At 72.4% G+C, this 26,028-nt stretch carries 21 protein-coding genes and 2 riboswitches; of the genes, 6 read left to right on the top strand and 15 right to left on the bottom strand.

From position 1 onward, the window contains the following. Positions 1 to 160: 160 nt before the first annotated feature. The 13 genes from EWV39_RS01030 to EWV39_RS01090 form a co-directional block, all read right to left on the bottom strand. Positions 161 to 1,597 (bottom strand): L-serine ammonia-lyase, encoded by a 1,437-nt coding sequence (locus tag EWV39_RS01030; protein ID WP_129656454.1) that lies wholly within the window; start codon positions 1,595 to 1,597, stop codon positions 161 to 163. Positions 1,598 to 1,637: 40 nt separating this feature from the next. Then, positions 1,638 to 2,810 carry a glycine cleavage system aminomethyltransferase GcvT gene (gene gcvT / locus EWV39_RS01035; RefSeq protein WP_129656455.1) on the bottom strand — a complete coding sequence of 391 codons (1,173 nt, stop codon included), beginning with the start codon at positions 2,808 to 2,810 and terminating at the stop codon, positions 1,638 to 1,640. Positions 2,811 to 2,813: 3 nt separating this feature from the next. Continuing rightward, the gene (gcvP, locus tag EWV39_RS01040; RefSeq protein WP_129656456.1) at positions 2,814 to 5,678 is read right to left on the bottom strand and encodes an aminomethyl-transferring glycine dehydrogenase; all 2,865 of its coding nucleotides are present in this window, start codon (positions 5,676 to 5,678) and stop codon (positions 2,814 to 2,816) included. 26 nt (positions 5,679 to 5,704) lie between these two features. Next, positions 5,705 to 5,804, bottom strand: a riboswitch (glycine riboswitch). Further along, a riboswitch (glycine riboswitch) is annotated at positions 5,805 to 5,895 on the bottom strand. 173 nt (positions 5,896 to 6,068) lie between these two features. Next, positions 6,069 to 7,298, bottom strand: a complete 1,230-nt coding sequence (locus EWV39_RS01045) for a nitrate/nitrite transporter (RefSeq protein ID WP_129656457.1) — start codon at positions 7,296 to 7,298, stop codon at positions 6,069 to 6,071. A 110-nt stretch (positions 7,299 to 7,408) separates the two neighbouring features. Continuing rightward, complete coding sequence (gene narI, locus EWV39_RS01050; RefSeq protein WP_129656458.1) at positions 7,409 to 8,164, bottom strand: respiratory nitrate reductase subunit gamma; 756 nt, start codon at positions 8,162 to 8,164, stop codon at positions 7,409 to 7,411. Continuing rightward, on the bottom strand, positions 8,161 to 8,898 hold the full coding sequence (narJ, locus tag EWV39_RS01055; protein WP_129656459.1) for a nitrate reductase molybdenum cofactor assembly chaperone: 738 nt from the start codon (positions 8,896 to 8,898) through the stop codon (positions 8,161 to 8,163). Before narJ ends, narI begins: the two co-directional genes overlap by 4 nt. Beyond that, positions 8,898 to 10,562, bottom strand: coding sequence for a nitrate reductase subunit beta (gene narH, locus EWV39_RS01060; protein ID WP_129656460.1), 1,665 nt, complete (start codon positions 10,560 to 10,562; stop codon positions 8,898 to 8,900). Before narH ends, narJ begins: the two co-directional genes overlap by 1 nt. Then, complete coding sequence (locus EWV39_RS01065) at positions 10,562 to 14,281, bottom strand: nitrate reductase subunit alpha (RefSeq protein WP_129656461.1); 3,720 nt, start codon at positions 14,279 to 14,281, stop codon at positions 10,562 to 10,564. The genes narH and EWV39_RS01065 overlap by 1 nt, the downstream gene beginning before the upstream one ends. A gap of 65 nt (positions 14,282 to 14,346) precedes the next feature. Beyond that, positions 14,347 to 14,895, bottom strand: a complete 549-nt coding sequence (locus tag EWV39_RS14275; protein ID WP_129656462.1) for a rhodanese-like domain-containing protein — start codon at positions 14,893 to 14,895, stop codon at positions 14,347 to 14,349. Then, the gene (locus tag EWV39_RS14280) at positions 14,786 to 15,091 is read right to left on the bottom strand and encodes a molybdenum cofactor biosynthesis protein MoaE (RefSeq protein ID WP_129657274.1); all 306 of its coding nucleotides are present in this window, start codon (positions 15,089 to 15,091) and stop codon (positions 14,786 to 14,788) included. Before EWV39_RS14280 ends, EWV39_RS14275 begins: the two co-directional genes overlap by 110 nt. Beyond that, positions 15,092 to 15,592 (bottom strand): MogA/MoaB family molybdenum cofactor biosynthesis protein, encoded by a 501-nt coding sequence (locus EWV39_RS01080; protein WP_129656463.1) that lies wholly within the window; start codon positions 15,590 to 15,592, stop codon positions 15,092 to 15,094. It lies immediately after the preceding gene. Continuing rightward, a complete protein-coding gene (gene moaC, locus EWV39_RS01085; RefSeq protein WP_129656464.1) occupies positions 15,589 to 16,077 on the bottom strand; it encodes a cyclic pyranopterin monophosphate synthase MoaC in 489 nt (162 codons plus the stop codon). Before moaC ends, EWV39_RS01080 begins: the two co-directional genes overlap by 4 nt. After that, positions 16,074 to 17,369 carry a molybdopterin molybdotransferase MoeA gene (locus EWV39_RS01090; protein ID WP_129656465.1) on the bottom strand — a complete coding sequence of 432 codons (1,296 nt, stop codon included), beginning with the start codon at positions 17,367 to 17,369 and terminating at the stop codon, positions 16,074 to 16,076. The genes moaC and EWV39_RS01090 overlap by 4 nt, the downstream gene beginning before the upstream one ends. 218 nt (positions 17,370 to 17,587) lie before the next feature. Here EWV39_RS01090 and EWV39_RS14335 point away from each other — a divergent pair, with 218 nt between their 5' ends. From EWV39_RS14335 to EWV39_RS01120, 6 genes are all read left to right on the top strand, one after another. Beyond that, positions 17,588 to 17,947: a MoaD/ThiS family protein gene (locus EWV39_RS14335; protein ID WP_165313066.1), complete on the top strand. Its 360-nt coding sequence runs from the start codon at positions 17,588 to 17,590 to the stop codon at positions 17,945 to 17,947. Next, positions 17,919 to 18,782 (top strand): molybdenum cofactor guanylyltransferase, encoded by an 864-nt coding sequence (gene mobA, locus EWV39_RS01100; protein ID WP_129656466.1) that lies wholly within the window; start codon positions 17,919 to 17,921, stop codon positions 18,780 to 18,782. Before EWV39_RS14335 ends, mobA begins: the two co-directional genes overlap by 29 nt. After that, the gene (locus tag EWV39_RS01105; RefSeq protein WP_165313068.1) at positions 18,779 to 19,966 is read left to right on the top strand and encodes a molybdopterin molybdotransferase MoeA; all 1,188 of its coding nucleotides are present in this window, start codon (positions 18,779 to 18,781) and stop codon (positions 19,964 to 19,966) included. Before mobA ends, EWV39_RS01105 begins: the two co-directional genes overlap by 4 nt. Positions 19,967 to 20,282: 316 nt before the next feature. After that, entirely contained in the window at positions 20,283 to 21,593 is a 1,311-nt protein-coding gene (locus EWV39_RS01110; RefSeq protein ID WP_238147958.1) for an acyl-CoA dehydrogenase family protein, read from the top strand. A gap of 1 nt (position 21,594) precedes the next feature. Continuing rightward, positions 21,595 to 23,136: an MFS transporter gene (locus EWV39_RS01115; RefSeq protein ID WP_129656469.1), complete on the top strand. Its 1,542-nt coding sequence runs from the start codon at positions 21,595 to 21,597 to the stop codon at positions 23,134 to 23,136. Next, positions 23,133 to 24,527, top strand: coding sequence for an LLM class flavin-dependent oxidoreductase (locus EWV39_RS01120; RefSeq protein ID WP_129656470.1), 1,395 nt, complete (start codon positions 23,133 to 23,135; stop codon positions 24,525 to 24,527). The genes EWV39_RS01115 and EWV39_RS01120 overlap by 4 nt, the downstream gene beginning before the upstream one ends. 260 nt (positions 24,528 to 24,787) lie before the next feature. Here the strand turns inward: EWV39_RS01120 and rplL are convergent, their stop codons facing one another. Both rplL and rplJ read right to left on the bottom strand, forming a co-directional pair. Further along, on the bottom strand, positions 24,788 to 25,177 hold the full coding sequence (gene rplL, locus EWV39_RS01125; RefSeq protein WP_129656471.1) for a 50S ribosomal protein L7/L12: 390 nt from the start codon (positions 25,175 to 25,177) through the stop codon (positions 24,788 to 24,790). A 126-nt stretch (positions 25,178 to 25,303) separates the two neighbouring features. Next, positions 25,304 to 25,843, bottom strand: a complete 540-nt coding sequence (gene rplJ, locus EWV39_RS01130) for a 50S ribosomal protein L10 (RefSeq protein WP_129656472.1) — start codon at positions 25,841 to 25,843, stop codon at positions 25,304 to 25,306. Between the last annotated feature and the right edge of the window lie 185 nt (positions 25,844 to 26,028).

Below are 26,028 nucleotides of genomic sequence, written 5' to 3' on the forward strand. Positions count from 1 at the left end.
GCTGAGGGTGCGTGCGAGTCGGTGGTCTGCTGGCCTGGAAACGTGAGCTGGATCCATCAGTTGTACCCACCGCTATATGAAGGCACAAAGAGTTAGGGAAAGCGCAAATAATCACAGTACACCACGGCGCGGGCGTTGTCCACAGGCCGTGGCCCGGGCTCTAGCACTCGACGACGTTGACGGCCAGCCCGCCGCGGGAGGTCTCCTTGTACCGCGCCGACATGTCGGCACCGGTCTGCCTCATGGTCTCGATCACCTGGTCCAACGATACCCTATGCTCGCCGTCGCCGCGCAGCGCGATCTTGGCGGCGTTCACCGCCTTGGCCGCCGCCATGGCGTTGCGCTCGATGCACGGGATCTGCACGAGCCCGCCCACCGGATCGCAGGTGAGCCCGAGGTTGTGCTCCATCGCGATCTCGGCCGCGTTCTCGATCTGCTGGCTGCTGCCGCCCATCACCTGGGCCAGCCCGGCCGCCGCCATCGACGAGGCGCTGCCCACCTCGCCCTGGCAGCCGACCTCCGCCCCCGAGATCGAGGCCCGCTTCTTGTACAGCGCCCCCACCGCCGCGGAGGCGAGGAAGAAGTCGACGAGGGCGCGCTCCCGCGCCGGGCGACCCGCCGTGCGGATGCCGGGCAGGTAGTTCATGGCGTAGTGCAGGACCGCCGGGAGGATCCCCGCGGCGCCGTTGGTGGGAGCCGTGACCACCCTGCCGCCGAATGCGTTCTCCTCGTTGACCGCGAGCGCGATGAGGTTGACCCAGTCGATCGCGTACTCGGCCGACTTCCCGGCGTCCTCCCGGAGCAGGTCGCGGTGCCACTGCCCGGCCCGGCAGCGGACCTTCAGCTCGCCGGGAAGGTAGCCGATCCGCTCCAGCGAGGAGCCGATGCACTCGCGCATGACCCGGTAGATCGCGAGGATCCCCTCCTCGACCTCCCGCTCGGAGCGGGCCGTCAGCTCGTTCTCCAGCTTGAGCCGGGCGATCGAGATCCCCGCCTCGGAAGCCCGGGACACCAGCTGCTCGGCGGAGTCGTAGGGGTGCGGCACGTCGGCCAGGCTGTCGCCGTCGGCGGCCTCCTCCCCCTCCTCGACGACGAAGCCGCCGCCCACCGAGAAGTAGGTCCGCTCGTCCAGCACGGCTCCCCCGGCGTCGAGCGCCCTGAAGCGGACGCCGTTGGTGTGCCGCTCCAGGACCGTCAGCGGGCGCAGGGTCATGGCCGCCTCGCTGACCGCCACCTCGGGGCCGGTGGCCGGCTCCCCTCCCCCGCCGCGGGCGGGGCTCGGCCGGCCGGCCAGGACGAGCCGGCCGGTGGCCTGGTTCTCGGCGAGCTGGCGCTCGGCGGCGGCGATGTCGATGCTCTCCGGCTCCCAGCCGGCCAGGCCCTTGACCGTGGCCGCCATGGTGCCGTGCCCGGCCCCCGTGGCCGCCAGCGAGCCGTAGAGGTCCACGCTCAGCTCGGCGACCCTCTCCAGGGCCCCGGCGTCGATCAGCTCGGTCACGAAGCGGTTGGCGGCCCGCATCGGCCCCACCGTGTGGGAGCTCGAGGGCCCCACGCCGATGCTGAACAGGTCGAAGACGCTGATGTCGGTGGCGTTCATCCGTGTACCTCCCGGTAGCAGGTGCTGTGTGTGCTGATGCTCATCGTCCGCGTCGGTAGAACGGCAGGGGCGTGACCTCGAAGTCCGCGCTGCGGCCGCGGATGTCCACCGGCAGGACGGCGCCCGGCTCGGCCCGGCGCCGCTCGAGGAGGGCCATCGCGATGGGGTGCCCCAGCGTCGGCGAGGGGATGCCCGAGGTGACGACGCCGACCTTTCCGGCGCTCTCCTCCCCCGGCTCCAGGATCTCCGCGCCGGCGCGGGCGGGGCGCCGGGCCAGCCCGCGCAGCCCCACCAGGGTGCGCGAGGACGGGTCCCCGGCGGCCTCCAGGGCCACGGCCAGCGCCTCCCGCCCCACGAACTCCCCCTTGGCCTCCAGGGCCCTCTCCACCATGCGCTCGAATCCGGCCTCGCACGGCGAGATGCCGGGTCCGAGCTCGTGCCCGTAGAGGGGCATGCCGGCCTCGAGCCGCAGCGAGTCCCGGGCAGCCAGGCCCGCGGGCACGACGCCGTCGGGCTCCCCCGCCGCGGCGAGCGCCCGCCACAGGGCCTCCGCGTCCTCCCGCGCCGCGTACAGCTCGAAGCCGTCCTCGCCGGTGTAGCCGGTGCGCGCCAGCAGCACCTCGTGCCCGGCCACCCGGGCCGGGGCCGCGGCGTAGTACCTCAGCCCGGAGAGCTCGGAGTCCCCGCCGGGCAGCTCCAGCTCCTCGAGCAGGCGCCCCACGACGCCGGCCGCGGCGGGACCCTGGAGGGCGATCAGCGCCGTGGCCTCGGACTCGTCGGCGACCTCCGCCTCGATCCCGGCGCCGCGCACCGTCAGCTCGCGCAGCACCGCCTCCGCGTTGGCGGCGTTGGGGACCGCCAGGAAGTCCTGCTCGCCCAGCCGGTAGACGATGAGGTCGTCCACGATCCCGCCCGCGGCGTCGGCCATGATCGAGTACCTGGCCCGCCCCACGGCGAGGGCGCCGAAGGAGGAGACCAGGGCCCGGTCCAGCAGGGCGCCCGCCCCGGGGCCGCTCACCCGGATCTCGCCCATGTGGGAGAGGTCGAACAGGCCCGCGGCCGTGCGCACCGCCCGGTGCTCGGCGACGTCGCTCCCGTACCTCAGGGGCATCTCCCAGCCGCCGAAGTCGGTGAAGGCGGCCCCCAGCTCCTCGTGGACGCCGTGCAGGGGCGTGCGGCGGGGCGCCGTGCCCCCGGTGGTCTCCTCGCTCATGTCCTAGTCCTCGCTTCCGGCGGGCTCGTCCGCCCGGTGCTCGATGTCGAAGGCGGCCGGCGGCGGGCACTCGCAGACGAGGTTGCGGTCCCCCGCCGTGCCGTCGTTCCGGCCGACCGGCGGCCAGTACTTGCTCCGGCGCAGCCCCGGCACCGGGTAGGCGGCCTGCGAGCGCGGGTAGGGCCGGTCCCACGCGTCGGCGGAGACCGCCTCGGCGGTGTGCGGTGCCCGGCGCAGCACCGACTCCCCCGCCTCCACGCGGCCCTCGGCCACCTCGGTCATCTCGGCGTGGATGGCGGCCATCGCCTCGACGAAGCGGTCCAGCTCGGCGAGGTCCTCGGACTCGGTCGGCTCGACCATGAGGGTGCCGGGGACCGGGAACGCCAGGGTCGGGGCGTGGAAGCCGAAGTCCATGAGCCGCTTGCAGACGTCCTCGGCGGTGATGCCGGAGGCCTTGGTCAGCGGACGGAGGTCGAGGATGCACTCGTGGGCCACCAGGCCGCCGGCGCCGGCGTAGAGGACCGGGAAGTACGGGTCCAGGCGCCGGGCGAGGTAGTTGGCGTTGAGGATCGCGGTGCGCGAGGCCTCGGCCAGCCCCTCGGCGCCCATCATCGCCAGGTACATCCAGGAGATCGGCAGGACGCCGGCGGAGCCGAACATCGCCTGCGAGACCGCGCCGCTCCCCTCCCCGGGAGCCGCCGGATCCCCCGGCAGGTAGGGCCGCAGATGCTCGCCGACGGCCACGGGGCCGACGCCGGGGCCCCCGCCGCCGTGCGGGATGCAGAACGTCTTGTGGAGGTTCAGGTGGGAGACGTCGCCGCCGAAGCCGCCCGGCGTCGCCAGCCCCACCAGGGCGTTGAGGTTGGCGCCGTCGAGGTAGACCTGGCCGCCGGCGTCGTGCACCATGCGGCAGACCTCCGCGACGTCCCCCTCGAACACGCCGTGGGTGGAGGGGTAGGTGATCATGATCGCCGCGAGCTCGTCCCGGTGCCTCTCGACCTTGGCGGCGAGGTCCTCCATGAGGATCGAGCCGTCCTCGGCCGTCGCGACCGCGACCACCCTCAGCGCCGCCAGGACCGCCGAGGCGGCGTTGGTGCCGTGCGCCGAGGCGGGGATCAGCACGATGCGTCGCTGGTCGTCGCCGCGGTCGCGGTGGTAGTCGCGGATGGCCAGCAGTCCCGCGTACTCTCCCTGGGAGCCCGCGTTGGGCTGCAGGGACACGGCCGCGTACCCGGTGATCGCGGCGAGCCAGGCCTCGAGGTCGCCGATCAGCTCGGCCCATCCCCGCGCCTGGTCCGCCGGGGCCAGCGGGTGGATGCCGGCGAGCTCGGGCCAGGAGATGGGCTCGAGCTCGGCCGCGGCGTTGAGCTTCATGGTGCAGGAGCCCAGCGGGATCATGGTGCGGTCCAGCGCGAGGTCCCGGTCGGAGAGCTCCCGGAGGTAGCGCATCATCGAGGTCTCGGAGCGGTGGGCGTGGAAGACCGGGTGGCCGAGGTAGCCGTCCCGGCGGCGCAGCTGCGCGGGGATCGCGAAGCGCTCGGCCTCGCCCTCCTGCGCCGCGGAGGCGCCGAAGGCCCGCAGCACCGCCTCGATGTGCTCGGCCGTGTGGGGCTCCCCCACCGAGACGCCCACCGTGTCCGCGTCGACGCGGCGCAGGTTGATGCCCTCCTCCAGCGCCCGGGCGAGCACCCGGTCGGCCTCGCCCGGCACGCGCACCGTGACCGTGTCGAAAAAGCGGCCGTGCAGCGGCTCCAGGCCCGCCCCGGCGAGCCCCGCGGCGAGCCGGGCCGCCCGGCCGTGGATCTGCTCGGCGATGCGCCGCAGGCCCTCGGGCCCGTGGTAGACGGCGTAGGCGCCGGCGACCACGGCCAGCAGCGCCTGGGCGGTGCAGATGTTCGACGTCGCCTTCTCCCGCCGGATGTGCTGCTCGCGGGTCTGCAGGGCCAGCCGGTACGCCGGCCGCCCCGCCTCGTCGGTCGAGACCCCCACCAGGCGGCCCGGCAGGGAGCGCTCCAGCCCCTTGCGCACGGCGATGAACGCGGCGTGGGGGCCGCCGTAGAACAGCGGGACGCCGAAGCGCTGGGAGCTGCCCACCGCGACGTCGGCGCCCAGCGAGCCGGGCGAGGGGATCAGGGTCAGGGCCAGCGGGTCGGTCGCGACGGCGACGAGCGCGCCCGCCTCCCGCGCCGCGGCGGCCGTGGGGCCGACGTCGAGCAGCTCTCCCTCCGAGCCGATCTGGGCGAGCAGGGCCCCGAACAGCCGCCCCTCCGGCAGCCCTGACGAGAAGTCGGTGAGGATGGCCTCGATGCCCAGGGCCTCGAGGCGGCTGAAGACGATGCCGAGGGTCTGCGGCAGCAGCCGGGAGTCGACCGCGACCGCGCCCTCCTTGACCTTCCGGTTGGCGCGGTGCATCAGCAGCACCGCCTCCGCCGCGCAGGTGGCCTCGTCCAGCATCGAGGCGTTGGCGATGTCCAGGCCGGTCAGGTCCATGATCGCGTTCTGGAAGTTCAGCAGGGCCTCGAGCCGGCCCTGGGAGATCTCCGCCTGGTAGGGGGTGTAGGAGGTGTACCAGGCCGGGGACTCCAGGATGTTGCGGCGCAGCACGGCCGGCGTCGTCGTCTCGTGGTAGCCCTGCCCGATCATCTGCACCGCCGGGCGGTTCCTCGCCGCGATCCTGCGCATCCGGGCGAGGGCCTGCTCCTCGGAGAGCGCCGCCGGCAGGCCCGGCAGGCGCAGCGGCTCCCGGGCGGCGATGGAGGCGGGGACCGCGGCGGCCGCGAGATCGTCCAGGCTGCGGTGGCCGACGGCCTCCAGCATGGCGGCGACGTCGTCCGGGCGGGGACCGAGGTGACGGTCGAGGAAGGGCATCTGTTCTCCGAGCGGGGTGGGCTGATCCTCCCCACTCTGTGCAGTGACCTGAGAGTTTCGGGTCCCGATCCGCGGATCGGGGTCCTTGCCCCTTCGGCGGAGCCACGGGGCTCCTTTCCAGAGTCGCCTAGCGCGGCGGTTCGTGTGCCTGAGAGTTTCCCGGGGAGGGTTTGCTCCTTCGGCGCCCGGCTGACCGGGGCTCTCCCGTCGCGCGTGAACGGCTTGTCTCCGATCCAGTGTGCCACAGGACACGGACGGACGTGAACGGGGCGACACGAACCGCCCGCGCCCTTTCCGCCTGCGGCCTCATCGCCGCGCGGAGAGGCGCCCCGCCGGCCGGGCCGGGGCACCTCCCTCACCCTCCCGAGGAGGGCGCGTGTCCGCTGAGCCTCAGCGTCCTTCCCTGCCGGGAGCGCCTCCGTTGCGGACGAAGAACGTCAGTGCCAGCCCCAGGACGGTGAAGACCGCGAGGGTCATCAGGCCCACGAAGTAGCTCGCGTTGTCCGGGTCGTACACGGCGCCCATGTAGAGCTGAGGGAAGTAGCCGCCGAGCCCGCCCGCGGCCGCGATGACCCCGGAGATGGTCCCCGCCGCGGCGGCGGGGGCCGCCCGGCTGACCCAGCCGAAGACCCCGCCCGTGCCCAGTCCGACGAACAGGGCCATCAGGACCCACAGGGGGCCGAACTGACGCTCGTCGGCGGGCTGGAAGGCCAGGATCGCGGCGAAGACGGTGACGCCGATGAAGGACGCCCACGTCACCAGCCGGGGCCCGATGCGGTCCGCCAGCGTGCCGCCGATCGGACGGGCGATCACCGCGGCCAGGGCGAAGCCCGCCGTCCGGGTCCCGGCCTCCGTGGCGTCGAAGGCGTAGACGTTCCCCAGGTAGGTGGGCAGGTAGTTGGAGAAGGCGACGAAGGCGCCGAAGATGATCGCGTAGAGGAAGCACATCTGGTAGGTCACCCCGAGAGTGAAGGCCCTCTTCAGCTTCGGCATCATCGGCGTCGCCTCGCGCTGGAGCCAGACCGGGGAGTCCCTCAGGAACAGCCAGACGATCAGGGCCGTGACCAGCACGACGCCGGCGACGACGAAGTGCGTGGGCAGGTAGCCCAGCCAGGCGGCCAGCCGCGGGGTCACGAAGGCGGAGACCGCGGTGCCGCCCATCCCGGCGCCGAAGACCCCGGTGGCGAAGCCCTTGCGGTGCGACTCGTACCAGTCGGAGGAGAAGGGGATGCCGACCGAGAAGATCGTCCCGGCGATGCCCAGGAAGAACGAGACGACCAGGAGCAGGGGGTAGCTCCCCGCCGCGCCCGCCAGGCCCACCAGCACGATCAGCGGCGCGGTCAGCCCCAGCACCCAGGTGAACATGACCCGCCCGCCGTAGCGGTCGGTCAGCGCCCCGGCGGGGATGCGGGCCACGGAGCCCACGATGACGGGCATCGCCACCAGCAGGGAGGCCTGCGCGGTGCTCAGCTCCATGATGGACGTGTAGTGCCCGCTGAGCGGGCCGATCATGGTCCAGCCCCAGAAGCCGATGGTGGAGGCGAAGGTCGCCAGCAGGAGATTGCGCAGCTGGCCCTTCTTGAGGTCGTTGGCGGTCACGGCGTCGGATGGTGCGGACATGTTTCCTCTCAGATCTCCTCGGGTTGGAGGCGTCTCGGATGGTGCGCTTCTGCTGGAGAGGCCCTCCCGGCGCGGCGGCCCGCCGCGGGAGGGCCCGGGGCGGGGCCGGGCTACCTCCTCTCCCGGTCGGGGGTGCCCACCGGGGACCAGCCGCGCCGCGGGGAGGCCGAGCTGCGGCGCCCCGCCCCGCGCGAGCGGTAGACGATGTAGGGACGGAACAGGTAGTGGACCGGGGCCGTGAAGGCGTGGACCAGGCGGGTGAAGGGCCAGAGCATGAACAGCAGCAGCCCCACCAGCACGTGCAGGTGGAAGGAGAGCGGCGCCGCGGCCATCGCCCCGATGTCCGGCTGGAGGATGAAGAGCGAGCGGAACCACGGGGAGACGGTCTCCCGGTAGTCGCCGCCGGCCTCGCCCTCGGTGACCGAGATCAGCGTCGTCGCCAGGCCCAGCACGATCGCCGAGACCAGCACGAGGTACATGACCTTGTCGTTCTTCGTCGTCGCCATGAACACCGGGCCCGTGCGGCGCCGGCGGTAGATCATCAGCGCCAGCCCGCCCAGCGTCGCGACGCCGGCCACCGAGCCCAGTCCCAGGGCCATCACGTGGTACATCTCCTGGGAGACCCCCATCGCCTGCGTCCACGTCTTGGGGATGAGCAGGCCCACGATGTGCCCCACCAGCACCACCAGGATGCCGATGTGGAAGACCGGGGAGGCGATCCGCAGGATCCTGGACTCGTAGAGCTGGGAGGAGCGGGTGGTCCAGCCGAACTGGTCGTAGCGGTACCTCCAGACGGTGCCGCCGACCAGGATGACCAGCGTGACGTAGGGAAGCACTCCCCAGAGGAGGAGGTCGAGGACGTTCATGATGCGGCTCCCGCGGCGTTCTTGTCGATCACTGGCAGCAGGCGGGGGTCGTCGTGGCCCAGTCCCACCGATTCCTGGGGCGGCCCGGCGCTCACCATCGCCTGGACCTCCTGCTGGGTCCTCGGCGAGACGCCCGGCAGGGAGCCGCACACCAGCTCGACGAGCGCCTCGTGCGGCAGCCCGCCCTCGCGCAGGGCCAGACGCAGCAGCTCGAGGCTGGGCCGGTACTCCTGCAGCAGGGCCCTGCCCCGCCCCATGTCCACGGCGGCGGCGAACTCCAGGACCATCGGCAGGTAGTCCGGCAGCTCCCCGCGCAGGTGGGTCAGCACCCCGGACTCCCGGTAGGCCCGCTTGAAGCGGCCCAGCGCCTCCCCGCGCCGCCGGGTGTCCCCGTCGGTCCAGTAGGAGAGGTTGAGGCTGTGCCGCCGGGAGAGGTCGAACTCCTGGACGTACGCGCCCTGGACCTCCGCCAGCCCGTCCCCGGTCAGCCAGGAGGCGGTGCGCTCCACCGCCTCCGCCAGGCCGGGGTGCTCCGACGCGGCCGCCGCCTCGCGCACCGCCGGCAGGTCCCGGAGCAGGTCCTCGTCCGGGTACCCGAGCAGCACGGCGACGAGCTGGTAGACCAGCGGGTCCGTGGGCCCGCCGGGGCCCGGGTCGAGGGGGTCCCGGCCGCGGCGGCCGGCCTCCTCCGCGGACTGCTGGCGGCCCAGGATCTTGGAGAGCAGACCCGCCATCACCGCTCGCCTCCCTCGCGCTGGTCGGGGAAGAGGCCATCGGGCCTGCCGTTGCCGTCCCAGTTGAGCAGGTTCACGCGACCGGCCATGGCCTCGTCGTCGGCTGGGCGCTCCCCGCACTGGCGCTCGCGCAGCGCCTGGAAGTTCTCGACCGCGACCGGCACCGGCCGCCCGCTGGTCTCCCCGAAGGCGCCCTGGTACATGCCCGGCCCGCCCTCGAAGTCCAGGGAGCAGCCCATCTCCTCGAGGTTGTGGGCGTCCTCCATGTGGGCCTTGGGGATGACGTAGCGGTCCTGGTACTTGGCGATGGCCATCATCCGGTACATCTCATACATCTCGGAGCCCGTCATGCCCACCTCCTCCGCGATCTCGGAGCGGGCCTCACGGCCCAGCGAGATGTCCCGCATGTAGGAGCGCATGGCGGCGAGCTTCCTCAGCACGCCGGTGATGAGCTCGGTGTCCCCGGCCGTGAACAGCTCCGCCAGGTACTCCACCGGGATGCGCAGGGCGTCGATCGCGCCGAAGAGGTTCCCCTCGTCCTCCGCGTCGTGCCCCTGGTCCCTGAGGAGGTCCACGATGGGCGAGAGCGGGGGCACGTACCAGACCATCGGCATGGTCCGGTACTCGGGGTGCAGCGGCAGGGCCACCCGCCACTCCTTGGCCATCTTGTAGACAGGCGAGCGGCGGGCCGCCTCCAGCCATGACTCCTCGATGCCGGCCTTCCGGGCCTCGCGGATGACCTCGGGGTCGTTCGGGTCCAGCATGAGGTCCAACTGCGCCTCGTAGAGCTCCTGCTCGGGCGCCGAGGCGGCCTCGGTGACCCGGTCCGCGTCGTAGAGGAAGATGCCGATGTAGCGCATCCGCCCCACGCAGGTCTCCGCGCAGACCGTCGGGATCCCGGCCTCGATCCTCGGGTAGCAGAAGGTGCACTTCTCGGCCTTGCCCGACTTGTGGTTGAAGTAGATCTTCTTGTAGGGGCAGCCGGTGATGCACTGCCGCCAGCCGCGGCAGCGGTCCTGGTCCACCAGCACGACGCCGTCCTCCGTGCGCTTGTAGATCGCCCCGGAGGGGCAGGAGGCCATGCAGGAGGGGTTCAGGCAGTGCTCGCAGATGCGCGGGAGGTAGAACATGAACGTCTTCTCGAACTCGAAGGCGATCCGCTCCTCGGACTCCTTCCGCACCTTCTCCACCATGGGGTCCAGGTGCCCGTTCTCGGTGACGCCGCCGAGGTCGTCGTCCCAGTTGGCGCTCCACTCGATCTTGGTGTCCTCGCCGGTGATCAGCGACTTCGGCTTGGCCACCGGGAAGTCGTCGCCCAGGGGCGCGTTGACCAACGAGGCGTAGTCGTAGGTCCACGGCTCGTAGTAGTCCTTGAGCTCGGGCTGGACGGGGCTGGCGAAGATCCCGAAGAGCTTCTGCAGCCGGTTCCCGGACTTGAGCCGGAGCCGACCGCGCTTGTTCAGCTCCCAGCCGCCGCGCCACCGCTCCTGGTCCTCGTAGCGGCGTGGATAGCCCTGGCCGGGGCGTGTCTCGACGTTGTTGAACCACACGTACTCGGTGCCCGCCCGGTTGGTCCAGGCCTGCTTGCAGGTGACGGAGCAGGTGTGGCACCCGATGCATTTGTCGAGCGTCATCACCATGCTGACTTGCGCCATGACTCGCATTAGTAGTTGACCTCCTGGCTGCGACGGCGGATGAGGGAGACGATGTCCCGTTGGTTTCCTGTGGGGCCCAGATAGTTGAACGCGTAGGCCTGGTGCGCGTACCCGCCGATCATGTGGGTGGGTTTGACGAGGATGCGGGTGACGGAGTTGTGGATGCCGCCCCGCTTCCCGGTGGTCTCCGAGCGGGGGACGTCGATGGTCCGCTCCTGGGCGTGGTGGACGTAGATGACGCCCTCGGGCATCCGGTGCGAGACCACCGCGCGGCCGACGAAGACCCCGTTGGTGTTCACGCACTCGATCCAGTCGTTGTCCCTCACCTGGATCTTCTCCGCGTCCTGGGGGCTCATCCACGCCGTGGTCCCGCCCCGGGAGAGGGAGAGCATGAAGAGGTTGTCCTGGTACTCGGAGTGGATCGACCACTTGTTGTGCGGGGTGAGGTAGCGGACCGCGACGGAGAGCTCCCCCCGCTCGCCGAGCTTGGGCTCGCCGAACAGGGCATTCATGTCCAGCGGGGGCCGGTAGATCGGGAGGTTCTCCCCCATCTCGTGCATCCAGTCGTGGTCCAGGAAGAAGTGCATCCGCCCGGAGAGGGTGTGGAAGGGCTTGAGCCGCTCGATGTTGACGGTGAAGGGCGCGTAGCGCCGGCCTCCGGTCTCGGACCCCGACCACTCGGGCGAGGTGATCACCGGAACCGGCCCCGCCTGGGTCTGCGGGAAGGTGATGCGCTTCTCCTCGCTGCCCTCGGCGTAATCCGCGAGGCGGACCCCGGTGCGCTCCTCGAGGCTCTTGAAGCTCTGCACCGCCAGCTCGCCGTTGGTGGCCCCGGAGAAGCTCAGGATCGTCTCGGCGATCTTGACGTCGGTGTCCATCGCGGGGCGTCCCGCGCCCTTCCCTGAGCTCATCACGCCGTGCTCGGAAGCCAGCCGGTCCACCTGGGAGGTGACGTCGAAGGTCACGTTCTTGGTGGTCAGCCCCAGGCTCGAGGCGAGCGGCCCGACGGTGTTGTACATCTGCGAGACGGCCGGATAGTCGCGCTCGACGGTCTTGAAGATCGGCATGTTGCGCCCCGGGACCCCGGTGATCCCGGTGTTCTTCCAGTCGGGGGCGTGCCCGCCCGGCTGGGCGAGCTGGCCCGGGGTGTCGTGCTGCAGGGGCACGGCGACGACGTCGCGCCGGGTGCCCAGGTGCCGCGCGGCCTGCCGGGAGAACTCCTCGGCGAGGTCCTTGAACATCTGGTGGTCCGTGCGGGCCTCCCAGGGCGGGTCGATGGCCGGGGTGAAGGCGTGCACGTAGGGGTGCATGTCGGTCGAGGAGAGGTCGTGCTTCTCGTACCAGGTCGCGGCCGGCAGGACGACGTCGGAGAGCAGCGTCGAGGAGGTCATCCGGAAGTCGGCGGAGACCAGCAGGTCCAGCTTCCCCTCGGGGGCCTCCTCGTGCCAGGCGACGTCGCTGGGCCGGGAGTCGGAGTGCTCCTCGCCCTGGACGCTGTGGTGCGTGCCCAGCAGGTGCTTGAGGAAGTACTCCTCGCCCTTGGCGGAGGATCCCAGGAGGTTGGAGCGCCAGAGCATGAGGGTGCGCGGCCAGTTCTCCTCCGCGTCGGGATCCTCGACCGAGAGGTCCAGGTCGCCCGAGTTCAGGCGGCCCGCCACGTAGGCGGCCTCGTCCTCGGCCTCCCCCGCCGCCACGGCCTCCCCGGCGCGGTCGGCGAGGTCCAGCGAGTTCTCCCGGAACTGGGGGTAGAACGGCATCCATCCCATCCGGGTGGACTTGGCGACGACGTCGGCGGTGTGCATCCCGCGCAGGTCGCCGCGGCCCAGGGGGGACTGCAGGGAGTCGGTCGAGTGCCCGTCCGTGCGCCACTGGTCGGTGTGCATGTACCAGAAGCCGGTGCCGATCATGGTGCGGGGCGGGCGGCTCCAGTCCAGCGCGTTGGCCACGGTGGCCCAGCCGGTGATGGGCCGGGCCTTCTCCTGCCCGACGTAGTGCGCCCAGCCGCCGCCGTTGCGGCCCTGGCAGCCGGTGAGCATGAGCAGCGCCAGGATCGCGCGGTAGGTGGTGTCCCCGTGGTACCACTGGCAGATCCCGGCCCCGAGGATGATCATCGAGCGGCCCCTGGACTCCTCGGAGTTCCTGGCGAACTCGCGGGCCACCCGGATCACCGCCTCGGCGGGGACGGAGGTGATCTCCTCCTGCCAGGCGGGGGTGTACTGGACGGAGGCGTCGTCGTACCCCTGGGCCCAGGTGCCGGGCAGGCCCTCACGGCCCACCCCGTACTGGGCGAGCATGACGTCCAGGACCGTGGTGACCTCGTGCCCCGCGACCGTGGTGGTGGGGACGCCGCGCGAGACGGTCCTGCCCGAGCCGTCCGGCCGGTCGAAGGCGGCCATCTGCAGCTCCGTGGCCTCCGCCCCCAGCCCCGCCGCGTCCCGGACGGAGAGGGCCGGGACGACCCCCTCGAGGTCCAGGTTCCAGCGGCCGGCGTCCTCGTCGTTGTACCTGAAGCCCATGGAGCCGTTGGGCACCACGGCCTCGCCCGTCTCCCTGTTCAGCAGGACGGTCTTGAAGGAGGCGTCGGCGGCGTCGCGGTGCTCCGGCAGGTCCGCGGCGGTGAGGAACTTGCCCACCTTGGCGCGGCCCTGCTCGTCCCGGTCGATGCGGATCAGGAAGGGCAGGTCGGTGTAGGTGCCCACGTAGTCCTCGAAGAAGGGGACCCGGCGGTCGACGAAGTTCTCCTTCAGCACTACGTGCCCCATCGCCATGGCGAGCGCAGCGTCGGTCCCCGCCTGGGCGGGCAGCCACTCGTCGGCGAACTTGGTGTTGTCCGCGTAGTCCGGGCTCACCGAGACGACCTTGGTGCCGCGGTAGCGGACCTCCGCGAGCCAGTGGGCGTCCGGCGTGCGGGTCACGGGGATGTTGGAGCCCCACATCATCAGGTAGCTGGCGTCCCACCAGTCCCCCGACTCCGGGACGTCCGTCTGGTCGCCGAAGACCTGCGGCGAGGCGACGGGGAGGTCGGCGTACCAGTCGTAGAAGGAGGTCATCACCCCGCCGATCAGCTCGATGTAGCGGGCGCCCGCGGCGTGCGAGACCATCGACATGGCGGGGATCGGGGAGAAGCCGATGTTGCGGTCCGGGCCGTGTTCCCTGATCGTGTGGATCTGGGACGCAGCGATGAGCTCGAGGGCCTCCTCCCAGCTGGAGCGCACCAGCCCGCCCTTGCCCCGGGCCTGCTGGTACCGGCGGCGCCGCTCCGGGTCCTGGGTGATGGCAGCGAAGGCCTCCACCGGGTCGCCGTGCTCCGCCTTCGCCTCCCGGTACATCTCCAGGAGCACGCCGCGGACGTAGGGGTACTTCACCCGGGTGGGCGAGTAGGTGTACCAGGAGAAGGCGGCGCCGCGGGGGCAGCCCCTGGGCTCGTACTCGGGGCGGTCGGGGCCGACCGAGGGGTAGTCGGTCTCCTGGGCCTCCCAGGTGATGATCCCGTCCTTGACGTAGACCTTCCAGGAGCAGGAGCCGGTGCAGTTCACGCCGTGCGTGGAACGCACCACCTTATCGTGGCTCCAGCGGTCCCTGTAAAATACGTCACCCTGGCGCCCGCCCTCCAGGAATTCGGCTCGACCGTCCTCGGAGAGTTCGGCGCGGGAAAAGAATCTGCCGAATTTGACGAGATTCCGGAAAAGCGGTCCGTCGATGTCTGGGGTCTTCGTCGTCTCCTCCATGAGACGAGGCTAGCTTAAAACTTGCCTGTAAAATACCGAATAAAAATCTTCGTTATTTCCCCGGATCAGAGCCGATCCAGCCAGTCGTCCACCCCGCCGGGGAGGTTCTCCAGGTCCCTCACCCCCTGGCTCCGCAGCCCCTCGAGGGCGCGGGCCGACCGCACCCCGAAGGCGCAGCACACGACGATCCGGGACCCCTCGGGCCCCTCTTTCAATAGGGTTACTATCTTCTGAGCGGATATTTCCGAATACTTCTCGGCGTCGCTCAGCGGAATGTTGACGGCGCCGGGAATATGTACCGCGGAGAATTCCTTCCGCTCCCTGACGTCCACCAGCAGGACGTCGTCTCCCAGACTCTCGGCGTCGTCGGCGAGGACGGCGGAGGGGCCCTCCTCCCGCGCCGACCGAAGCCGGGCAGGACCACCTGGCGCCGGTAGCGCCGCATCCGCCGCCGCTCCGGGCCCGCGCCCCGGCCCGCCTCCGTCGTGCTCTCCCGCTCGGCCGTCACAGCCCAACCCAATCGATGCCGCCGTCGGAGAAGGTCTGCTCCTTCCGGGTCGGCACGCGCCGCTCGACCGTGTCGGCCGTGTCCTCGCAGGCGGCGAAGGCCTCATCCCGGTGGGCCGCCGCCACGCCGGTCAGGGCCGACTCGCCGACCCGCAGACCGCCGATCCGGTGCGCGCTCCACAGCCTGACCCGGGGTGCCGGGAGACGACCTCGGCGCGCAGCACGCGCCCGGCCTCCTCGGCGGCCCGCTCGGGACCCGGGAGGACGACGTCGTCCCCCTCCCGCGCGCGGGAGTCTCCGGATTCAGCGGTCGTGGTAGTCCTCCAGCTGCCGCAGGATGTGCTCGAGGAGGGGATCCAGCACCGCCGCGCCGTCCGCGGCGCCGCCCCGGGAGCCGGGAAGGGCCATCAGGAAGCCCCGGCCGGCCACCCCGGCCAGGGTGCGCGAGAGCACCGCCGCCGGGGTGCTCTCCAGGCCCCGGGCCCAGAAGGCGTGCGCGATCCCCGGGATCTCCTTGTCCAGGTGCGGGCGCAGGGCCTCGACCGTCCGATCCTCGGCGTTCAGCCCCGTGCCGCCGCTGATCAGGGTCACCCGCGGCAGCCGCTCCCGATCCCCGAGGAGGGCGTCCAGCTCCACCCCGATCAGCCGGTCCTCGACCACCCGGGGAGAGGGCGCCTCGAAGCCCCGGGAGCGCAGCCAGTCGACCAGGACGGGGCCGGAGCGGTCCTCGTACAGGCCGCGGGCGGCCCGGGTGGAGGCGACGATCACCAGGCCCGTCCTCGGCAGGCTCGGACCATCGCTCATCGGCCCTCCTCCCCGACCTCCCAGTCGCCGGACTTCCCGCCGGACTTGGCCAGCACCCGCACGTCCTCGATGCTCGCGTGCCGGTCCACGGCCTTGACCGTGTCGTAGAGCGAGAGCGCGGCGGTCGTGGCGGCGGTGAGCGCCTCCATCTCCACCCCCGTGACCCCGAGGGTCTTCACCGCGGCCTCGATCCGCACCGCCGACTCCTCGCGGTGGAAGTCCACCTCGATCTTCCCCAGCGGCAGCGGGTGGCAGAGCGGGATGATCTCCGGGGTGCGCTTGGCCCCCATGATCCCCGCCACGCGGGCCACCGGGAGCGCGTCCCCCTTGGGCAGCTCCCCGGCGAAGATGAGCTCGATGACCTCCGGGCGGGTCACCAGCCGGGCCGTGGCCCTGGCCCGGCGGCTCGTGCTCCGCTTCTCCGTCACGTCCACCATGTGCGCCGAGCCGTCCGCGCGGACGTGAGTCAGCCGTTCCTCAGTCATCTCTTCCCCTCAGGTCGTTCTTCCATGTCGGTCGCTCCGGCCGGCCCGGACCCCTCGAGGGGGTGGACCGTCACCGGATCCCCTCGCCCGACGTCGTCGTCCGGGGGGATCTCGATCAGGCAGTCCGCCGGAAGGGCCTGGGCCAGCAGGTGCGAGCCCCTCCCACCGACCGGCCGCACCCGCAGGCCGTTCTCCCCCAGCTCCAGCCGGCCGCGCAGGAAGCAGGTCCTGCCGGGCAGCCCGGCGGCGTCCTCGCAGATCCGGGCCCGCAGACGGGGCGGTTCCGGGGCGGCTCCCCAGGCCCGCGCCGCGGCGGGCACCACGAACAGCCGGAAGGAGACCAGGGTGCTGATGGGGTTCCCGGGCAGGGCCGCCACCGGCACGCCCTCGAACGTCCCGAGCCCCTGGGGGCCTCCCGGCTGCTGGGCGACGTGCCCGAACCACGCTCCCTCGGCACCCTCCAGCAGGCGGCGGACCACCTCGTACCGCCCGTGTCCGACCCCGCCGGAGGTCACGATCAGATCGGGCGCCGACGCGGCGATCGCCTCCCGGAGCGCGGCGCCCAGCGCCTCGGGATCGTCGCCGGTGCGCAGGCGCCCGACCACCCGGAGGCCGTGCACGGCGCAGAGGGCCTCCAGCAGGGGCCCGTTGGCGTCGGGGATCTGAGCCGGGCCCGCCGTCTCCCCCGCGGAGACCAGCTCCTCGCCGCCGGTGCAGAGAAGGACGCGGGGGAGCCTCCGGACGGGGAGCTCCCGCAGCCCCTGGCCGGCGGCCGAGGCGAGGGCCTGGGGGTTCAGCCGCTCCCCCGCGCGCAGCAGGAGCGCGCCGGCGCCGAGGTCCTCCCCGGCGCGCCGCACGAAGCGGCCGGGCTCCGCGGCGGGCACCCGGACCTCCGCCCCCCGTTCCACGAACTCGGGCGGCACGCAGTGCTCGACCGGGACGACGGCGACGGCGCCGTCCGGCAGCGCCGCTCCCGTCATGATGGGACAGACCTCTCGGTCGCCCAGTCCCCGCGGGTAGGCCTCCTCCGGGTCGGTCCCGGCCGGCAGCGGCGGCCCGGCGGTGAAGCGGCGGTCCGCGGCCTCGTTCTGCTCCCGGGAGAGGGCGTAGCCGTCCATCTGGGAGTTGTCGAAGCGCGGGGAGTCGTGCATCGCGTGCAGGTCCTCGGCGAGCGTCCGCCCCAGGGCCTCCCCGAGGGCCGCCTGCTCGGCGGCGGGGCGCGCTCCGGACCGGCGCAGGCGCTCGACCAGGTGCTCCAGGTGCTCCCTCGGCTCACGCGGGGCTGGACCCATGGCTGCGCTCCTTCCGGTTCCGTCCGGGACGGCGGGAGGACGCGAGCGGCGCGCGCACGACGCCGGCCCGCGGGCCGGGGATGCGGCGCGTCATGTGCTCCTCCTCGAGGGGATTCGTGCGACCTGCCCACCAGTCATTATGTCATCCTCGATGCAAATTTACCGTAGGGTGGGGAGGACCAGCCCGACGCCATGTCGAAGCACCATCGGGAGGTCATATGGGGCTCCTCAAGGACAGATGGGGGCGGGTGGCCGAGGACCTGCGGCTCTCCCTCATCGACAAATGCAACCTCCGCTGCGTCTACTGCATGCCGGCGGAAGGCCTGGACTGGCTCCCCCGCCCGGAGCTGCTGACCGCCGAGGAGGCGGTCGACCCCGGGCCCGAGGGGATCACGACGCTGGGCGGCCTGCTGACCCTGATGGGCGAGCGCCACGTCTCCGGCCGGGCCGGGAGCCTGTCCCTGGCGGAGGTCTTCGAGCGCTGCGCCTTCCTGCTCGACGGCAGGGTCGCCTCCCCCGAGGCCGAGCTGAAGGAAAGGAGCCGGCTCGATGTCATGCCCCCCTTCGCCGGCGGATAGCCCCGGGGACGCGGTCCCCCCGCCCACGACGCCGGCCCCCGCCGGCCGTGCTGCCCGCACCGGGGCGTCCCCCGGAGCCTCCCCCGAGGGGGACGGCGAGCCGAGGCTGCACGGACTGGTCCTCGCCGGAGGCCGCTCCTCGCGGCTGCACAGCAGCGCCCCCTTCCCCGCCCCGGACAAGCCGCTGCTCGCGGACGGCTCGGGGACGCTGCTGGAGGCGGCCCTCGGGGCGCTGCGGACGGCGGGCGTCCCGAGCCGGCGCAGCGTCGTCGTGGGACCTCCCTTCCTCCCCGTCCCGGCCGGGGCCCGGCTGGTGCGCGAGGACCCGCCGTTCACCGGACCGGCGGCGGCGATCGCAGCGGGGCTCACCGCCCTGGGGGAGGCCACCGGCGCCGACGCCGGACCCACCGGCGGACGCGCCCCCTCCCCGGAGGCCGGTGCACCGCGCTCCCCCCGCGCATCCGGCGACGCCGCGGGAGCCCGGCCCGGCTGGGTCCTCCTGCTGGCCGCCGACATGCCCCGCGCCCTCCCGGCCCTGCTGCGCCTGGTCGAGGCCCTCGAGGCCGCGCGCGCCGGGGATGCCGCCCCCTCCGCCCTCGTCGCGGTGGACGAGGGCGTCGAGCAGCCGCTGCTGTGCCTGCTCCGGCTCGACGCCGCCCTGGCCGCCTTCGGCCGGGGCTCGGAGGACGCGTCGGTGCGCTCCAGACTGCGGATCCTCGAACCACTTCCCGTCGCGGTGCCGTCCGGATCCAGCGCCGACGTGGACACCTGGCAGGACGCCGTCGAGCTGGGCTTCACCGGCGGCGCCTCCCTCCCGCCCGGGGAGCCGGCGTGAGGCGGCGCTGGGCCGAGGCGCGGGAGGCCCTGCACGAGGCGGCCGCGCTGCTCTCCCCGCCGCCGGCAGGCCGCGTCCCCCTGCGGGAGGCCATGGGACGGGCCCTGGCCGAGGGGACCACCGCACCCGCCCCCGTCCCGCACTTCTCCTCCTCCGCGATGGACGGCTACGCCGTGGCCGGCCCCCCGCCGTGGACCCTGCTGGAGGCGCCGGTGGAGGACTCCGAGGGCAGGAACGTGCACCGCCGCGCCCTTCCGCTGCGCCCCGGCGGCGCCCGGCCGGTCCTCACCGGCTCCCTCCTGCCGCCGGGAGCCGACGGCGTCGTCCGCTCCGAGCACGCCCTGCTCGAGGGCGGTCTCCTCCGCCCGCTCCCCGAGCATCCCCACCGGACCGGCCGGGACATCCGGAGGGCCGGGGAGGAGCTGGCCCCGGGCGCGCTCCTCCTCGAGGCCGGAACCCGCCTCGGCCCGAGGCAGCTCGCCCTGCTGGCCTCCTGCGGCATCGACGAGGTGACGGTGCGCGAGCCGGTGGGGGTCAGCCTCGGCCGCACGGGCAACGAGGTGATCCCCGCCGGGCTGCCCGGCCCCGGCGAGGTGCGCGACGCGTTCTCCCCCGGGTTCCCGACGCTCCTGCGAGCCTGGGGCGCCCGCGTGGACCGGAACGACTGGCTCCCCGACGACGCCGGGGCGGTCCGGCGCTGGATCGCCGGGGCCGAGGGCAGGCTCGTCGTCCTGACGGGAGGCTCCGGGTCCTCCGGGCAGGACTTCGTGCGCTCCGCGCTGGCCGACCTGGGCGCGGACCTCGTCGCCTCATCCCTCGCCGTGCGGCCCGGCCACCCGACGATCCTCGGGATCCTGCCCGGCGAGCGGATCGTCCTGGGGTTGCCCGGGAACCCGTTGGCGGCCCACACCTCGCTGTACTCCTTCGCGCCGGCGGCCTGCGCGGGACTGCTCGGCAGTCCGCTGCCGAGCACCAGCCGCGGGAGGCTCGGCGCTGCCGTCGCCCCGCTGCCCTCGGGCGAGGACCGGCTGCTGCCGGCCCGGTGGGACGGGGAGCGGGTCCTCCCCCTCTCCGGCACCCGCTCCCACATGCTCTCCGGACTGGCCGCCGCCGAGGTCCTCTGCCGCGTCGGTCCCGAGGGGGGCGTCGAAGGCCAGGAGGTCGAGCTGCTCCGGCTCGACTGACCCGGCTCGTCTGTCCCGGGCCGGCTGACCCGCACCGGCCCCGAACGCGGCACCGGCCGGTTCCGGAGGCGGTACCGGCTGCCGCCGGGCGACTCCGGACCCCCGGGCACGGCTCCGGCCGCGGGCCCTCCCGCCGCGGACCTTCCGCCGAGGTCCCGCGGCCGCGTCGCCATCCGGCGTCATCTCCCGCCGCCCGGGAGGCCTGTGACGACTTCCGGCGTCATACGGACACATGGCGACCATTTCTTTCCGATCCGCTCCCGGCTCCGTAATCTCAAAGCGGTCCCGAACACGCCATCCTGGAGCGAGAGAACGATTGAGCACCCACGATCATCCGTCGGTCACCACGGCCGCCCTGCCCCGTGACTACGACTCCCTGTCCGAGCGCTTCGCCCCGATCTTCGCCCGCATCGCCGAGGGGTCCCTCGCCCGTGACCTGGAGCGGAGGATGCCCTTCGAGGAGATCCGGGAGCTCGACGCCGCGGGCTTCGGCACCCTGCGCGTCCCCGCCGAGCACGGCGGCCCCGAGGTGAGCATCGAGACCTTCATCCGCCTCCTCGTCGACCTCGCCGAGGCCGACTCGAACATCGCACACGTCTACCGCTCCCACTCCGGCTTCGTCGAGTCGCTGCGCTTCCAGCCCCGGGAGGTCCAGGAGGCCTGGTATCCCCGGGTCCTCGCCGGCCAGACCGTGGGCAACGCCTCCACCGAGCGCGGCGGCAACCGCCTCGGGACGCTGAACACCGTCCTGACGCAGGAGGAGGGCGGCTGGCGCATCACCGGTGAGAAGTACTACACCACCGGCACCATCTTCTGCGACCACACGCGCGTCTCCGCGGCCCTGGACGGGCAGGACGGCCGCCGCTTCGCCGTCGTCGCCGTCGACGCGCCGGGCGTCACCGTGGCCGACGACTGGGACGGCTTCGGCCAGAAGCTCACCGGCACCGGCACCACGACCTTCGACGGCGTCGAGGTCTCCCCCGAGTCCGTGCTGGACCGGGTCTCCGGCTCCCCCGAGGCGATCCACGAGGCCGCGTTCTTCCAGCTCGTGCTGCTCGCGGTGCTGGCCGGCATCGCCCGGGCCGCCCGGCGCGACGCCGCCGCCACGATCGCTCGCCGCGCGCGGACCTTCAACACCGGCTCCGGGCTGCCCTTCCGCGAGGATCCCCTGATCCAGGAGGCCACCGGCCGGATCGCCGCCAAGGCCTTCGCCGCCGAGGCCGCCGTGCTCGCCGTCGCCCGCGCCCAGGACGCCGGGCTGCGCGCCGCCGTCGAGTCCGGCGCCGCGTCCTGGGAGTTCCTCTCCGACCCCGACTTCGCGGCCCGGATCCCCGAGGCCCTGCACCAGAGCGAGATCGCGGTGGAGCACGCGCAGGTCACGGTCCCGGACCTGGCACTCGACGCCGCCCAGGAGCTGTTCCTGACCGTGGGCGCCTCCGCCGTCTCCCGCGGCAAGGCCCTAGACCGCCACTGGCGCAACGCCCAGACCGTGGCCACCCACAACCCCATCGCCTTCCGCGCCCGCGCGCTCGGCGACTACTGGATCAACGGCACGCTGCCCGAGGGGCTCAACGCCATCGGCGACGCCACCGCCTCACCCCGCCAGAACCCCCGACAGGACGCCTGAGATGAGCGAGAACACCATCACCGAGCAGCGGCCGCCGGCCACGGCCGTCGAGGCCAAGCGCTCGAACCCCGTCCGCGTGCTCGGCAGCGCCTTCGCCGGCACCACCATCGAGTGGTACGACTTCTACCTCTACGGCATCGCCGCGGCGATCATCTTCAACAACCAGTTCTTCCACTCCGACTCCCCGCTGGTCGCGCTGCTGGCCTCCTTCGCCTCGCTGGCCGTGGGCGTCGTCGTGCGCCCGATCGGCGGGATCCTCGCCGGGCACATCGGCGACCGGGTGGGCCGCAAGGTGCTGCTGGTGGGCTCGCTGCTGACCATGGGCATCTCCTCGACCCTGATCGGCGTGCTGCCGACCTACGACGCCGTCGGCATCCTCGCCCCCGTGGGCCTGGTGGTGCTGCGCGTGTTCCAGGGGCTCTCCGCGGGCGCCGAGTGGGGCGGCTCGGCGCTGCTGAGCGTGGAGCACGCTCCCCCGCGGCGCCGGGGCTTCTTCGGCTCCTTCACCCAGATCGGCTCGGCCGGCGGGATGCTGCTGGCCACCGGCTCCTACGCCGTGGTGCAGGCGGTGTTCACCGATGAGCAGTTCGCCAGCTTCGGCTGGCGCCTGCCCTTCCTCGCCTCCGGTCTGCTGGTCGCCGTCGCCCTGGTGATCCGCCTGGGCGTCACCGATGCGCGGGAGTTCAAGGACGTCAAGGAGTCCGGCAACGTCGAGCGGGCGCCGGTCATCCGCGTGATCAGGGAGCACCCCCGGGCGCTGCTGATCACGATCTTCCTGCGGGTGGCCCAGAACGGCATCTACTACCTGGTCACCGTCTACCTGCTGACCTACCTCGGCGAGACCCAGGGCGGTTCCGGCTCGGTGCTGACCGCGGTCATGATCGCCTCCGCGATCGGGCTCTTCTCCGGGCCCGTCTGGGGCTACGTCTCGGACCGGGTCGGGCGGCGGGCCGTCTCCCTGTTCGGCTACATCGGCATCGGGATCTTCGGCTGGCTGATCTTCATCGCCGCCGACGCCGGGATGCTCTCGATCCTGCCGGTCATCATCGTGGTCGGCCTGGTCTTCGCCCACGACAGCGTGTACGGCGCCCAGGCGGCGTGGTTCGCGGAGCAGTTCCCCGTGGAGGTCCGCTACTCGGGCGTCAGCATGGGGTACCAGATCGGGACGCTGGTGGGCGGCGGCCTGATGCCCTTCACCGCGACCCTGCTCTACACCTGGGGCGGGAACACCCCGTGGCTGATCGTCTCCTACCTCACCGTGCTGGTGGTGCTCTCCGTGACCGCCGCGCTGCTCGCCGCGGACCCGGCGCGCGCCGAGGCGAAGGAGGCCCTCGCCGGGCCGGCCCCCACGCCCGACGCCGCCGCCGGCTCGGCCCCGGAGCCCGCCACCGCCCCGGCCCCGGCTTCCGAGGCCTCCCCGCTATCGGCTCCCGACGCCGCCCGCGAGGCCCCCGCCGTCCGAGACGACGAGGCCCCTCGCGCCCCGTCCGCCGCCGCGGCCCCCTCCGCACCGTCCGACACCACCGCTCAGGAGAACCGATGACCCGCCCGATGCTGCTCAACGCCTTCGACATGCTCGTGCCCGTCCACCAGTCCCCCGGCCTGTGGCGGCACCCCGAGTCCGGCGTCGCCGGCTTCGACCGCCTCGACTACTGGGTGGAGCTCGCCGAGACCCTCGAGGAGGGCGGCTTCGCCTCGCTCTTCCTCGCCGACATCCCCGGCATCTACGACGTCTACGGCGGCGACGGCGCGGCCACCGCCCGGGGCGGCGTGCAGTACCCCCTGCTGGACCCCCTCGTGGTGGTCCCCGCGATGGCCCGGGCCACCCGGACCCTCGGCTTCGGGGTGACGGCCTCGGTCACCTACGAGCAGCCGTACCTGCTGGCCCGCACCCTGAGCACGCTGGACCACTTCACCGAGGGCCGGGTCGCCTGGAACATCGTGACCAGCTACCAGGACTCGGCGGCCCGGAACCTCGGCATGTCCGGGCAGATCCCGCACGACGAGCGCTACGACCGCGCCGACGAGTACATGGAGGTCATGTACAAGCTCTTCGAGGGCTCCTTCGACGACGACGCCGTGCGCGCCGACCCCGAGGCCAACGTCTTCGTGGACCCCGAGCGGGTCCGCCCGATCGGGCACGAGGGCCGCTGGTTCTCCGTGCCGGGCGCCGCGCTGACCCACCCGGGCCCGCAGCGGACGCCGCTGCTCTTCCAGGCCGGCGCCTCCAAGCGCGGCCAGCAGTTCGCGACCGACCACGCCGAGGCGATCTTCTTCTCCGGCGGCACGCCCGAGCTGGTCCGCGGATGGGTCGACGGCGTGCGCGACTCCGTGGAGGCCGCCGGCCGCCCCCGCGATGCGGTCAAGATCTTCTCCCTGGCCACCGTCATCGTCGCCGAGACCGACGAGGAGGCCCAGCGGCGGCTCGAGGAGTACCGCGCGCTGGTGGACACCGAGTCGGCGCTGGCGCTGTTCGGCGGTTGGACCGGCGTCGACCTCTCCGGCGCCGACCCCGACTCCACGCTGGAGTACGTGGCCACCGATGCGAACCAGTCGGCGCTGGCCTCGTTCACGACGCTGGCCGGCGGCAGGAAGTGGACCGTGCGCGACCTCGCCGAGTTCGTGGCCATCGGCGGCCGCGGGCCCGTGATCGTGGGCTCCCCGCAGACCGTGGCCGACGAGCTGGAGCGCTGGCAGGAGGAGGCCGGCGTCGACGGCTTCAACGTCTCCGCCGCGGTGCGCCCCGCCGACCTCGAGCGGTTCTCCCGCCTCGTCTCCCCCGAGCTGCGGCGCCGCGGGCTGCTGCCGGAGGCCGACGCCGTGCCCGCCGCGACGCTGCGCGAGCGGCTGACCGGCTCCGGCCCGCATCTGCCCGCCGAGCACCGGGGAGCCTCCTACCGGCGCACGAGCGCGGTCGCGGCCGGACGGGGATAGCCTCCCCCTCTCCCGCCCCGACGCAGAACGACCCGTCCCAGACGCCTGGGGCGGGCCGTTCTGCACGCGGGACGGAAACTGCCAGACTGCCAACCCGGGACGGTCCGCCCCGAGGAACAGCCGGGCGATCAGGAGGCCCGCCCTGTCGCGAGCGGTCAGCCAGAAGAGACCGGCGCCCGGAGAGCACCGGGTTAAAAGGGAGGAGGCTCCCCCACCTGATGGTGGGGGAGCCTCCGAACCAAAGATTTCCGGAAGGGAAATTACTTGAGGTTGACGGTCGCGCCAGCGCCCTCGAGCTGCTCCTTGGCCTTGTCGGCGTCCTCCTTGGAGGCACCCTCGAGAACCGGCTTGGGAGCGCCGTCGACCAGGTCCTTGGCCTCCTTGAGGCCGAGGGAGGTGAGGGCACGGACTTCCTTGATCACTGCGATCTTCTTGTCGCCGGCGGACTCGAGGACGACGTCGAACTCGGTCTGCTCCTCCTCAGCGGCAGCGGCCTCGCCACCGCCGGCGGCGGGGGCGGCAGCAGCGGCAACCGGAGCGGCAGCGGTGACGTCGAAGGTCTCCTCGAAGGCCTTGACGAAGTCGGACAGCTCGATCAGGGACAGTTCCTTGAAGGCCTCGATCAGTTCATCGGTGGTCAGCTTAGCCATGTGCTTGGCTCCTTCTCATGTCTAGTTGCAGCGGTTGGTCCTGCAACGGATCTTGGTCTCCTGGCCCCGGGGCGGGGATCCAGGCGCAACGGTTTCCCGTTGTCGGCATCGAACGGATCGAATGCCTCAGGCGGCGGATTCTCCACCCTGCTCCTCGACCTTCGCGCGCAGGGCCTCTGCGGTGCGGACGGTCTTGGACATGGGTGCCTGGAAGAGCGATGCTGCCTTGGACAGGGCGCCCTTTGCGGCACCCGCGACCTTGGACAGCAGCACCTCGCGAGATTCAAGATCCGCAAGCTTCTCGATGTCAGCTGCGTTCAGGGGGCTGTCTCCGAAGAAACCGCTCTTGATGATCAGCTGGGGGTTCGCCTTGGCGAAGTCACGCAGGTTCTTGGCCGCTTCCACCGGCTCGCCGGTGATGAAGGCGACGGCCGAAGGGCCCTGGAGGTCGTCGAGGTTCAGGCCCTTGACGCCGGCTTCCCTGGCCGCGATGGCGGTCAGCGTGTTCTTCACCACGGCATATTCGGCGTTCTCACCGAGGGAACGGCGCAGCTCCATGAGCTTCGCCACGGTGAGACCACGATACTCAGTCAAAACAGCAGCGTTCGAGTTGGAGAAAAGCTCCTTCAACTCGGCTACAGCGGCTGCCTTTTCCGGTGTCGCCATGGTACTCCTTCCGGTCTGATTGCCGGGCGCCCATGAGCTCATGAAAAAGCCCCGCGCAGGAGGCGGGGCACATAGGACTCAACGCGCACAGAAATGCGCGGAATCTCCCATACGTCACGTTCACCTGCGCTGGCCGTTCCTGAGGAACTCTTACGGCGGATCGACACGCCCATGAAGGACATGCA

Origin of the sequence: Rothia halotolerans (assembly GCF_004136635.1) — a bacterium.
GTDB lineage: Bacteria > Actinomycetota > Actinomycetes > Actinomycetales > Micrococcaceae > Rothia > Rothia halotolerans.

What these genes read in the sequence shown, in the direction of transcription:
- EWV39_RS01030 (WP_129656454.1), bottom strand. Translation starts at nt 1,597, where the DNA reads ATGAACGCCACCGACATCAGCGTCTTCGACCTGTTCAGCATCGGCGTG.
- gcvT (WP_129656455.1), bottom strand. Translation starts at nt 2,810, where the DNA reads ATGAGCGAGGAGACCACCGGGGGCACGGCGCCCCGCCGCACGCCCCTG.
- gcvP (WP_129656456.1), bottom strand. Translation starts at nt 5,678, where the DNA reads ATGCCCTTCCTCGACCGTCACCTCGGTCCCCGCCCGGACGACGTCGCC.
- EWV39_RS01045 (WP_129656457.1), bottom strand. Translation starts at nt 7,298, where the DNA reads ATGTCCGCACCATCCGACGCCGTGACCGCCAACGACCTCAAGAAGGGC.
- narI (WP_129656458.1), bottom strand. Translation starts at nt 8,164, where the DNA reads ATGAACGTCCTCGACCTCCTCCTCTGGGGAGTGCTTCCCTACGTCACG.
- narJ (WP_129656459.1), bottom strand. Translation starts at nt 8,898, where the DNA reads ATGGCGGGTCTGCTCTCCAAGATCCTGGGCCGCCAGCAGTCCGCGGAG.
- narH (WP_129656460.1), bottom strand. Translation starts at nt 10,562, where the DNA reads ATGCGAGTCATGGCGCAAGTCAGCATGGTGATGACGCTCGACAAATGC.
- EWV39_RS01065 (WP_129656461.1), bottom strand. Translation starts at nt 14,281, where the DNA reads ATGGAGGAGACGACGAAGACCCCAGACATCGACGGACCGCTTTTCCGG.
- EWV39_RS14275 (WP_129656462.1), bottom strand. Translation starts at nt 14,895, where the DNA reads ATGAGGCCTTCGCCGCCTGCGAGGACACGGCCGACACGGTCGAGCGGC.
- EWV39_RS01080 (WP_129656463.1), bottom strand. Translation starts at nt 15,592, where the DNA reads ATGAGCGATGGTCCGAGCCTGCCGAGGACGGGCCTGGTGATCGTCGCC.
- moaC (WP_129656464.1), bottom strand. Translation starts at nt 16,077, where the DNA reads ATGACTGAGGAACGGCTGACTCACGTCCGCGCGGACGGCTCGGCGCAC.
- EWV39_RS01090 (WP_129656465.1), bottom strand. Translation starts at nt 17,369, where the DNA reads ATGGGTCCAGCCCCGCGTGAGCCGAGGGAGCACCTGGAGCACCTGGTC.
- EWV39_RS14335 (WP_165313066.1), top strand. Translation starts at nt 17,588, where the DNA reads ATGGGGCTCCTCAAGGACAGATGGGGGCGGGTGGCCGAGGACCTGCGG.
- mobA (WP_129656466.1), top strand. Translation starts at nt 17,919, where the DNA reads ATGTCATGCCCCCCTTCGCCGGCGGATAGCCCCGGGGACGCGGTCCCC.
- EWV39_RS01115 (WP_129656469.1), top strand. Translation starts at nt 21,595, where the DNA reads ATGAGCGAGAACACCATCACCGAGCAGCGGCCGCCGGCCACGGCCGTC.
- EWV39_RS01120 (WP_129656470.1), top strand. Translation starts at nt 23,133, where the DNA reads ATGACCCGCCCGATGCTGCTCAACGCCTTCGACATGCTCGTGCCCGTC.
- rplL (WP_129656471.1), bottom strand. Translation starts at nt 25,177, where the DNA reads ATGGCTAAGCTGACCACCGATGAACTGATCGAGGCCTTCAAGGAACTG.
- rplJ (WP_129656472.1), bottom strand. Translation starts at nt 25,843, where the DNA reads ATGGCGACACCGGAAAAGGCAGCCGCTGTAGCCGAGTTGAAGGAGCTT.